This is a genomic window from Candidatus Binatia bacterium, from assembly GCA_036382395.1.
Taxonomy (GTDB): Bacteria; Desulfobacterota; Binatia; order HRBIN30; family HRBIN30; genus JAGDMS01.
Genome location: DASVHW010000021.1, coordinates 1 through 9781, shown reverse-complemented (window position 1 = coordinate 9781; position 9781 = coordinate 1). Strand labels below are relative to the sequence as shown.

The window sequence follows — 9781 nt, the reverse complement described above, 5'->3', positions numbered from 1 at the left end:
CACCTGCAGAAGGAGTTTGAAGCACTCGGGGTGCCGTTCGCCGAACGGGGCCGCCGCAGCAACGAGTACCTGCGCATCATGAAAGAGTTGTGGACCAGCGAACGGGCCAGCTACCACGGCGAGTTCTATACGTTCGAGAATCTCATCTTCGAACCGAAACCCACCCAGAAGCCGCACCCCCCGATCTATCTCGGGGGTGACGCCAAACCGATCCAGCGTCGCGCGGCGCTCCTAGGCGACGGATGGATCCCCTGGCTCACACTGCCGGAGGAGGTTCCCGCCTGCATGTCCTATATCAACGAGCAGCGCGCGAAAGCGCATCGCACCGGTGGCTTCGAGGTGATGATGTTGCTCGCCGACTTCCCGCCCGAGGACCGCCTCAACCTCAACCGCTTCCGCATTCCCAAAACGAAGGACGAGGTCATGAAGCTCATGGGGCGTTTGCAACGCGCCGGCGCCACCGGCGCGATCGTCCATCTGCCCATGGGCACGGCAAGTTTGGACGCATGCATCGACTGGGTCGAGTGGTTTGCCACGGACATCATCCCGGCTTTCCGGAAGTAACCAGAAGTGAGGGACACGATGAACGAGCAGGGTGCGCAGGATTGGACTGACACCGTTGACGTGCTGGTGGTGGGCTCCGGGGCGGGCGCGATGGTCGCCGCCATCACCACCTACGACCACGGCATGAAGACGCTGGTGATTGAGAAGGGAGCCTATTACGGCGGTTCCTCGGCGATGTCCGGCGGCGGCCTGTGGATCCCCAACAACCACCTGATGCCGGCCGCGGGGATCGCCGACTCGCCGGACGACGCCATGGCGTATCTGCGGGCGACGACGGGCGGGCTGGTCTCCGACGGTCGCCTGCAGGCCTTCGTCAAGACCGCACCCGAAATGCTCAAGTACTTGTGCGAGCACACCCGGGTGAAAGTCGACATCCTGACCGAATACCCCGATTACTACCCGGGCTCGCCCGGCTACTGTGCCGGCGGGCGCAGCGTCGAGCCCTATCGCATTCACGCCAAGGAGCTCGGTGGCGAGTTCCCGCAGTTGCGCCCGAGCGCCATTCAGTCGCTCATCGCCGAGCGCATTTTCATGACGATCAAGGAAGCGCGCACGCTCTTCTGCCGGGCGCCCGGCTGGATCGCGCTCACCGCCAAATTGATGAGCCGGTACTGGCTCGACCTGCCGTGGCGCTTGCAGTCGAAGCGCGACCGCAGTCTCGCCATGGGCAACGCCCTGGCGGCCATGCTGCGCCGGTCGATGATGGACCGTGGCATCCCCTTGTGGCTGAACACACCGGCTCGAGAGTTCATCGTACAGGACGGGCGCGTCGTCGGGGTCGCGGCCGAGCGCAACGGGCAGCGCCTGCGCATCCGCGCCACCACGGGCGTGATTCTCGGCGCCGGCGGTTTCGAATCCAATCAAACCATGCGTCAGAAGTATCTCCCCAACCCGACGCGCGCCGAGTGGACCTGCGCCAACCCCGACAACACCGGCGACGTGATCGATCTCGGCATGAAGATCGGCGCGGCCGTCGATCTCATGGACGATGCGTGGTGGGGGCCGACGACGGTGGTGCCCGGCGAGGCTCGCGCCCGCATGCTGGTGATCGAAAAGTCTTTGCCCGGCAGCATCCTCGTCAACAAGGGCGGCGAACGATACGTCAATGAGGCGTTGCCGTATGTCGATGTCGTCAACGCCATGTACGCGAACAACAAGCCCGACGCCCCCAGCGTGCCGTCGTACCTGATCTTCGATGCGACCTTCCGCTACAAGTACCCGTGCGGTCCGTTCCTGCAAGGCTCCGTGCAGCCGGACTGGAGCCTACCCAAGCGGCTCAAGCAAGCGTATCTGAAGAAGGCTGACACCATCGAGGGCCTGGCGGCGTTGCTCGGCGTCGAGGCGGCATCGGTGAAGGCGACGATTGTCAAGTTCAACGAGTACGCGCGTTCCGGCAAGGATCCGGACTTCCACCGCGGCGACACGGTCTTCGACCGCTACTATGGTGATGCCACGGTGACGCCGAACCCGTGCCTGGCGCCGATCGAGAAACCGCCTTTCTACGGCATCGAGGCTTTCCCGGGCGAGCTGGGGACGAAGGGCGGGCTGAAGACCAACGCCAGCGCGCAGGTGCTCACCGAGAACGGCAGCGTGATCCCCGGGCTGTATGCGATCGGAAACTGCTCGGCGTCGGTAATGGGCCGAACCTACCCCGGTCCGGGATCGACCCTGGGCCCGGCAACCACCTTCGGCTACATCGCCGCCCGGCACGCCGCGGGCGCATAGCGCGCATGCGAAGAGGTCCGGGCTTCGACCCGGCATGGTTCGCGCGAACCAGCGGAGTCACCATGAACCTGCGGTTCACCCACTAACCATGAAAAGCGGCTGGCCCCGCGCATCGGTGGCGCAGGCGTCCCTGCCTGCGCGGCCCGGCAGGCACGGAGGCCTGCCCCACCATTTTCGGAGGCCCTCATGAAGTCACAGTACGATGTCATCGTCGTCGGTGCGGGCATCGGCGGCGTCGTCTGCGGCGCGTACACGGCGGCGGGTGGTCTGGCCACCGCGATGTTCGAGAAGGCGGACGAGGTCGGCGGCCGGATCAAGTTGGACAAGACCTCGCCGGGGTTCACGGGATTTGAGCACTGGGTGGCTTTCGGCCAGGGCTGGGGTGGTGGCGCCTGGTATCGCGCCGCCCGCGAGGTGGACGCGGATGTGCGCTTCTACGAAGTCCCGGAACCCTGCCTGTACTATCGCGGCACCGGCATGAAGTTTCAGATCGCGCCGCGGTGCGCATCGGCGTCGGCGCTGATCAGCTACTACGAGAGTCTCTTTCCGCAACCGTTGTCGGCGGCAACCAAGCGGGCGTTCAGCCGGGCGTTCAACTATGCCGCGGCCATCCCGTACGAGGAGCTGTTCCGGGAACCGCTGTCGTGCATGCCGTTCTCCGACTTCAAAGACAAGCTGAGCACCGATCCGCAGGTGATCGGTTTTTTCGCGTCGATCGCGGCCAACTCGACGATGTGCGAGGCCGACGAGGCGATGCGGTATCTCTCCGCCGGCGGCTTGCTGAGCACCTTCCGGTTCTGGTGGATGAGCGAGGCCCACTGCGTCGCGTTCAAACCGAACCATGTCGAGGGGCTCGTCCGCCCGTTCGCGGACTCGATGAAGCGGAACGGCGGCGAGCTGTTTCTCGGCACCGAGGTCGCGGAGGTGATCGTCGAGAACGACGTCGCCACGGGCGTGGTCGTCAAGACCCCGAACGGCGAGACGCGGGAGGTGCGCGCCAACAAGGTCGTGGTCAACGCCAACTTCACACAGATCCCGTCCATCTTTCGCAGCGTGCCACCGGAGGTGCAGCGGCCGATCGACGCATACACGGCGGTGCCGTTCCACGACTTCACGATCTACGCCGAGCTGGACCGGCCGATCACGGCGGAGCCGCATCCGGTGGCCGTCGTCGATCCGAAGACCGGCGGTAATCTGCTGATGATCTGGGCCATCTCGAATGCGTTCCCGTGGAATGCGCCGGAGGGGAAGCAGTTGATCTTCGCCAGCCGGGTACTTCCGCTGGACCAACAGCAGCGTGAGCAAGTACGCACGACGCTCAAGGGCGACATCGACGACATCATCGACGAGGTCTTCCCCGGCTACCGGCGGGCGGTGGTGACGAAGCACTACGCCTCACACTACCCGCTCTGGCACTACCAGCACACGTGGCACAAGAAGATCCCCTACCGCTCCACCTCGGTGCAGAACCTCTTCTTCGTCGGCGACTGTGTCGAGCCCCAGTGGAGCATGACGGTGGACGCGGCCGCGAGCACAGGGATGTTCACGGGCAAGGCCATCGTGCGGCTCGAAGGGCGATAGCCGCGCGACGCGCTGGAGGCACGCGCGGCGACGTTCCGAGTGATGTTCGTTGTCCACACCGAGAACCTCCCGGGTGGGAGAATCCGCATCATCAGCGCTCGCAAGGCGTCTGCCACGCAGAGGAGGAAGTATGAAGAAGCGGACTAAACCCACCCAGCTGCCCGAAGGGCATCTGCAGCGGTACGACTGGTCGAAGGCAACCCGAGGCAGGCTCGCATCGAAGGCGGCAAAGGTGTCCGGGTTGCTGCGGATCCTTGATGCTGAGCTGGCGGCGCACTTTCCGGATTCCCGATCGGTGAACGAAGCGCTACGCGCCCTGCTAGCCCTGGATGAGGCGTTACCGCGGCGACGCACCCGGAAGAAGCAGGCGGCTTGATCAGGTGCGACAACCGAGAGCTGACGGCTAACCTTTCAGGCCGCATACAGCCCGCGGGTCCAGGCCTGGCGATCCTGAGCAAACTTCAGCTGCTGGCGGTGGCAGCGGTGGGTCATGTGCCAGACGTACTGCGGAAGATGATGGCGATCGACGCGGGGCCTGGTCCCTCTTCCTTGAAAGAGCCGTTTCGCCCTTGAAATCGGCGCTCGAAGGGCGCAGGTGACGCTGATCCGTGATGATTGTCAAGTATCTGCGGATGCTTGGAGAGGTCCCGGCAGACCCGGTTCTTGTGCACTGCTGGGTGACGGGTTCAACAGCCTTTAGACGCCCTGCGCAACGCTTCGCTAGCGCTTCGAAACGCTGTAGCCGCGCTTCCCGGGCGTGGGTGATCCCCGCTTCAGTCGTACGCCGGCGTTCCAAGCCTCGAGTGAGGGCTCCACGCGCGTTACATTGGCCTTCCCAAGCGCGGGTGACCCCCGCTCAAGCGTTATGCGGGCGTTCCAAGCCTCGGGTTAGGGCTGCATAGGCGTTAAATCGGGCTCCCCAACGTCTTGTCAGCGGTTCCACGGCCTGAAGGAGCCGCTGTCAGAGGCGTGTGACGTGGGCCGACGATCTTCCCGGCCGCCATGTTGGTGTGCTGTGGACGTGTAATTGGTCAGGAGTTCACCGACTGCATCGCGCTTGTGATGCCCGTCGCGCTTCACCGTGCCCAACCCAGGTTGCCGTTCGCTCAGACCGCCATCGGTGTGGTAACCTTGGCGCATCGATAGGCCTGCTGGAAGAATTGCAGCGGAAGTTTGCGAATCAGGAATATGAATACAGCCTGCATGCGGTTGATCAAAGTATCCTCAAGAGAATTCCCCGCCGTGCCGTTGAGGAAGCCGTGGCGTCTGGCGAGATCATCGAAAACTACCCCACCGACAAGTACGGTCCCAGTTGTTTGATCTTCGGGACCACTGAAGCGAATCGGCCGCTGCATGTGCAGTGCACGCACCCATCAAGCGTGAAAGTAAAGATCATCACGGTCTACGAACCCGATCGCGACCGTTGGATCGACTTTCGGACAAGGAGGAGCAAATGACCTGCGAAGTCTGTGGCATTGGACAACGGCGGCCGCAGCAGGTGGCGTACAGCCTGCGCGTGGCTGACCAGCTCGTGGTCGTCGAACACGTGCCCGCGTCAGTGTGCGATCACTGCGGCGAGACATCGTTCAGTCCCGACACCGTCGAGAGGCTCCAGCACACCATTTGGCAATCGCGCAACCCGGTGCGGGTGCTGGAGACGCCGGTCTACGAGTTCACCCCCGGTACCTAACGATAGCCGGCGCCTTCCGCCCGGCCCCGCCTCACCCGCATCCACTCAGGGCATTGTTCACCGCGGTAAGGATCTCATCGACGGTGCGGTTGCTCCGCGATCGCAGTCACTTCTCGTTCTTGTCCGGGTGCGGACGCCGTGTTACGGTAACGGCGTGAGTAGGCAGGACGCTGTTGAGAAGATTCTTGCGCCCTTTCTCGTCCATGGGATCTGCAAGACTGAGGCGGAGGCACTGAGCATGCTGGCACGGGACTATGCGCAGCGCCAAATGCAACGCTATGCCGAGCGAGTAGCCCATTTCCGCTCCCTATACCAGACATCAGTGGAGCAGTTTGCCGGTCAGGTCGGCGCGCTCTGCGACGGGCGCGGAGAGATCGCCGCATTGGCCCGCCTCGACAACGCGGCGCAGATCGTACAGGCGGAAGACGACCTCGAAGAGTGGGAAGCGGCCGAACGATTCCTCACTCGCTGGCAAGCAGTAGAAGCAGACCTGCAAGATGCTGCCGCAGCTTGAGGCACTGCTGCGCGCTTCTCCCAAGGTTGCATCGTTTCACGTCGTCGACAACGACCCGATCGACGAAGCCAACTTTCTCTTCAAGCTCCGTTGCGAGCTGATTTCAGGACACACGTTACAGATCAGGCTGCACGGGGTCGCGGGCCACGTGCGGTACTCGTATCAGGAATTCGGGGACGGACCCTTGCGGCGCTGGGACAACGCCCTTCATTTCCCTCGTGGCCCGAACTTCCCGCACCATCACCACGATATTGACGGGCGCGTGGCGGAGTCCGCGCTGCGTGGCGATCCGGTTGCGGACCTCCCGCAAGTGCTAGATGCCCTGTAGCTCGGTCGGAGCCTCAGCCCCCCGCCGCTGGTGCCGGCAACCCCTCACTCGACCAGCTAAGGATGCGCGGCACGTCGAATCCGAGCGCTGCCACTCTGCCCCTGGCGGCCGAGGCGGAACATGACGTGCATCTCCACGGTCCACGCGAAGATTCGGAACTCAACGCGGAGGCGCAGAGCCGCAGCGGTGCAGGGAAGATGCGGGGAGGTCTCGTTTGTTTCCGAGCACACGTTGGCGCTACACTGTCCCTCGCACGGAGGTTCACCATGGTGCTGGAACGAATTACCGTTGATCCGAACGTGTGCACAGGGAAACCGTGTATTCGCGGCTTGCGCTTCCCCGTATCACGCCTGCTCGGGCTTCTCGCTGCCGGCGAAACGCGGGAATCCATCCTGCAAGCCTATCCGTACCTTGAACCGCAAGACATCGATGCCGTGCTGCAGTATGCGGCGGCGCTCGCTGAGGACGAAACCATCGAACTCTCAAGATGAGATTCCTCGTGGACATGGCGTTGTCGCCCGGCCTTGCCGACTGGCTGGTGCAGCGCGGACACGACGCGGTTCACGCATCAAGCATTGGACTCGCCCGCGCACCTGACCCGGACATCATTGAGCGGGCACGCGATGAGCGTCGCGTCATCATCACCGCGGATCTCGACTACCCGCGGTTGCTAGCCTTGGCGCGCTCGGAGCGACCAGGTCTCATCCTCTTTCGCGGCGGAAACTACAGCGACGGAGAAGTCATAGAGCGCCTCGCCCACGCGCTGGACCTGACGCCGGAGGAAGACCTGCCTACTTCACTGATCACCATCGAGCGCTGGCGCATCCGCAAGCGTCGTCTTCCAATCAAGGCCCACTGAGCGCGCCACGTTTATCGAGGCGATCGCGACCCCCTCTCGGAGCAGGGGGCTACGGGGTTAGGGTGTTAGCTGTTAGGGGAAACGCGACCCGCGTCAGTCATGAGCTGCAGGTCGAATCCGAAGCGCTGCCACTCTGCACCCGGGCGGCCGAGGCGGAACTTGAGGAGCATCTCCACGGTCCACGAGAAGATTCGGAACTCAACGCGAAGCCGCAGGGCCGCAGCGGCGCAGAGAAGAATGCCCCATCGTTACAGGATGGCGCCGGATGCCTTGTGGGCGGCGATTTCCTCCCACGAGAGCCCGTGCTCGAGCAGCACCTCTTCGGTGTGCTGACCCATCTCGGGACTCGGGCGCAGACTCGGTACCTGCAGGTCGAACTGCACCGGGCTCGAGACAACCTGAAACTTTCCCTTGTCGCCACCATCCACCTCGGTGAGGTAGCCGTTTACCAGTGCCTGCGGATCGTCGTAGATCTCCGGCGGCGTCTGCATCGGCGCCCAAGCGCCTTCCATAGTCGCGAGCTTCACCCGCCACTCGTCGAGCCTGCGCATGGCGAAGGCTTTGTCGATCTCGGCAATGCAGGCCTCGCGGTTGGCGAGCCGTGCGGCATCGGTCGCAAAGCGCGGGTCGTCGATCAGGTCGGGCCGGTCGATATGCTGGCAGAAATCGTCCCAGTGCCGCGAAGCCTGTAGCATGACCAGCATGATCCAGCGCCCGTCCTTTGTCCGGTAGGCGTTGGTGACCGGATTGAAGTGTGTGGCGCGGTTGTAGGGCGGCATCCACCGGTCAGGATCGACCAGCTTGCAAGCCACGATGTCGGGCGCCAGTACCCACATGGCTGTGTTGAGCAGCGAGACGTCGATCACCGAGGCGACGCCGGTGCGCTCGCGGCGCAGTAGCGCCGCGGCGATGCCGCCGGCCATGGCGAGGGCGCCGATCGAGTCGCCGAACGCCGGACGCTGCATCACCGGTTCGTTCGCCGCCGCCGGCGTGAGGGCGGCACCGACACCGCCGCGTGACCAGAACGCCGTGGCGTCGTAACCGCCCTTCTCGCAATCCGGCCCGTGCGGCCCCTGCCCGGAGCCGCGCACGTAGATGATCGCCGGATTGACCGCCCGCAGGTGCTCGACGTCAATCTGCAGCCGGGCGCGGGCGTCCGGGAGAAAGCTGGTAACGAATACGTCGCTTGCCTTCGCCAAGCGGTAGAGCAGCGCACGGCCGCCGGATGCGGCAAGGTCGAGCCCGATGCTGCGCTTGCCGCGGTTGGACTGCTGCATCATAAAGTCGACGTTGCCCTCCTTCGACTTCCAGCCCATGGCCGCCAGACCCCGCTGTGGGTCGCCCGTGACGGGGTGCTCGACTTTGATGACATCGGCGCCCCAATCCGCCAGCACGGCGCACGCTGCGGGAGCGAACCACCACTGCGCGACTTCGAGAACTTTGAACCCACTCAACGGTCCTTCCATCGGCTGCGCCTGCTCACTTCAGATCGAGATTGAACAACCGGATCGCGTTGCCGCGAAAGATCTTGTACGCCTCGTCCGCCGGTACCTGGCTGAAGCGCTCGGTCGCGATCTGGCGCGAGTTCGGGAAGGTGGTGTCGCTGTGCGGGTAGTCCACCTCGAACATCAGGTTGTCGATCCCGATGTGATGGCGACAGGTGACCCCGACGGCATCGTCGAGGAAGTTGGCGAAGATCTGCCGCCGGAAGTAGAAACTCGGCTTCTCCGTGATCGGCGGCGTACTCCAGTGGCGATGCTTGTGATAGACCTCGTCGCAGCGCTGCAGCAAATAACCGATCCAGCCGATACCGCCCCGAGCGACCCAGCGGGGAGCGGCCCAGCCGAGCCTACAGTCCGAGGCCCTGCCTCGCTAGAGCTTCGTGATGTTCACGCGCGTGTCGCGGTCGACGGCGTTTGGCTCGTAGTATGCGAAGGCCCACTTCAGGTGGCCGTAGTCGCCGACCAGTTGCGTCGGCTTGATGGGACTCGGCACCAGGGACTGGTGACTCATACCTGTGCGGAACTGGAACGGCTCCCAGGCGTGGTAGATGTGCACCTGCCTGGGGTGTATGGCGCCCGTCGGCATCGCTCGCGCCACGAAGCTCCCAAGGTCATTCGAGACGCGCACCCAGTCGTGGTCGCCGATTCCCCGCTGGCGAGCGTCCTCGTTGTTGATGAAGATCACCGGTTCACCGCGCTGCAGGCGCAGCATCAGCGTATGGTCGCGCCATATGGAGTGGATGCTCCAACGGGTATGGCCGCTGGTCAATGTGAACGGATAGTCACCGCCAGCGGCGGGCGGGTCCTTGTGAGTCGGCAGTTGCTCACCCACCTCGAGGAACCACGGGTGGTCCACGTAAAACTGCTGGCGCCCACTCAGGGTTCGGTACGGACGGTCCTTCTCCACGAAGTCACGGAACGTCGCCACGGGCTCGTCTTGGCGGTAGGAAGAATAGAAGTTGCTTGTCGTCGACTGATCGGGCCCCAGGCTGCGGACCCGCACGGCACCGCCCTGGCG

13 protein-coding genes are annotated in these 9781 nt (G+C 64.0%); 10 read left to right on the top strand and 3 right to left on the bottom strand.

Annotated elements, in window-relative coordinates; all coding sequences use genetic code 11:
* The 10 genes from VF515_01190 to VF515_01145 form a co-directional block, all read left to right on the top strand.
* On the top strand, positions 1-564 hold a 564-nt coding region (locus tag VF515_01190; GenBank protein ID HEX7406242.1), incomplete at its 5' end, for an LLM class flavin-dependent oxidoreductase.
* A gap of 18 nt (positions 565-582) precedes the next feature.
* Entirely contained in the window at positions 583-2289 is a 1707-nt protein-coding gene (locus tag VF515_01185; protein ID HEX7406241.1) for an FAD-binding protein, read from the top strand.
* 186 nt (positions 2290-2475) lie between these two features.
* On the top strand, positions 2476-3870 hold the full coding sequence (locus VF515_01180; protein HEX7406240.1) for an FAD-dependent oxidoreductase: 1395 nt from the start codon (positions 2476-2478) through the stop codon (positions 3868-3870).
* A gap of 130 nt (positions 3871-4000) precedes the next feature.
* Positions 4001-4246, top strand: coding sequence for a hypothetical protein (locus VF515_01175; protein HEX7406239.1), 246 nt, complete (start codon positions 4001-4003; stop codon positions 4244-4246).
* A gap of 595 nt (positions 4247-4841) precedes the next feature.
* Positions 4842-5327: a DUF4258 domain-containing protein gene (locus tag VF515_01170; protein HEX7406238.1), complete on the top strand. Its 486-nt coding sequence runs from the start codon at positions 4842-4844 to the stop codon at positions 5325-5327.
* On the top strand, positions 5324-5560 hold the full coding sequence (locus VF515_01165; protein ID HEX7406237.1) for a YgiT-type zinc finger protein: 237 nt from the start codon (positions 5324-5326) through the stop codon (positions 5558-5560). The genes VF515_01170 and VF515_01165 overlap by 4 nt, the downstream gene beginning before the upstream one ends.
* A 154-nt stretch (positions 5561-5714) precedes the next feature.
* The gene (locus VF515_01160) at positions 5715-6074 is read left to right on the top strand and encodes a hypothetical protein (protein HEX7406236.1); all 360 of its coding nucleotides are present in this window, start codon (positions 5715-5717) and stop codon (positions 6072-6074) included.
* Complete coding sequence (locus VF515_01155) at positions 6058-6402, top strand: DUF6516 family protein (protein HEX7406235.1); 345 nt, start codon at positions 6058-6060, stop codon at positions 6400-6402. The genes VF515_01160 and VF515_01155 overlap by 17 nt, the downstream gene beginning before the upstream one ends.
* A 266-nt stretch (positions 6403-6668) precedes the next feature.
* Complete coding sequence (locus VF515_01150; GenBank protein HEX7406234.1) at positions 6669-6893, top strand: DUF433 domain-containing protein; 225 nt, start codon at positions 6669-6671, stop codon at positions 6891-6893.
* A complete protein-coding gene (locus tag VF515_01145; protein HEX7406233.1) occupies positions 6890-7261 on the top strand; it encodes a DUF5615 family PIN-like protein in 372 nt (123 codons plus the stop codon). The genes VF515_01150 and VF515_01145 overlap by 4 nt, the downstream gene beginning before the upstream one ends.
* A gap of 248 nt (positions 7262-7509) precedes the next feature.
* Here VF515_01145 and VF515_01140 read toward each other — a convergent pair whose 3' ends face one another.
* The 3 genes from VF515_01140 to VF515_01130 all read right to left on the bottom strand — a co-directional run.
* Positions 7510-8727, bottom strand: coding sequence for a CoA transferase (locus VF515_01140; GenBank protein HEX7406232.1), 1218 nt, complete (start codon positions 8725-8727; stop codon positions 7510-7512).
* Between the two features lie 13 nt (positions 8728-8740).
* The gene (locus VF515_01135) at positions 8741-9070 is read right to left on the bottom strand and encodes an amidohydrolase family protein (protein HEX7406231.1); all 330 of its coding nucleotides are present in this window, start codon (positions 9068-9070) and stop codon (positions 8741-8743) included.
* Positions 9071-9133: 63 nt separating this feature from the next.
* Positions 9134-9781: molybdopterin dinucleotide binding domain-containing protein (locus VF515_01130; protein ID HEX7406230.1), on the bottom strand; the 648-nt coding region annotated here is incomplete at its 5' end.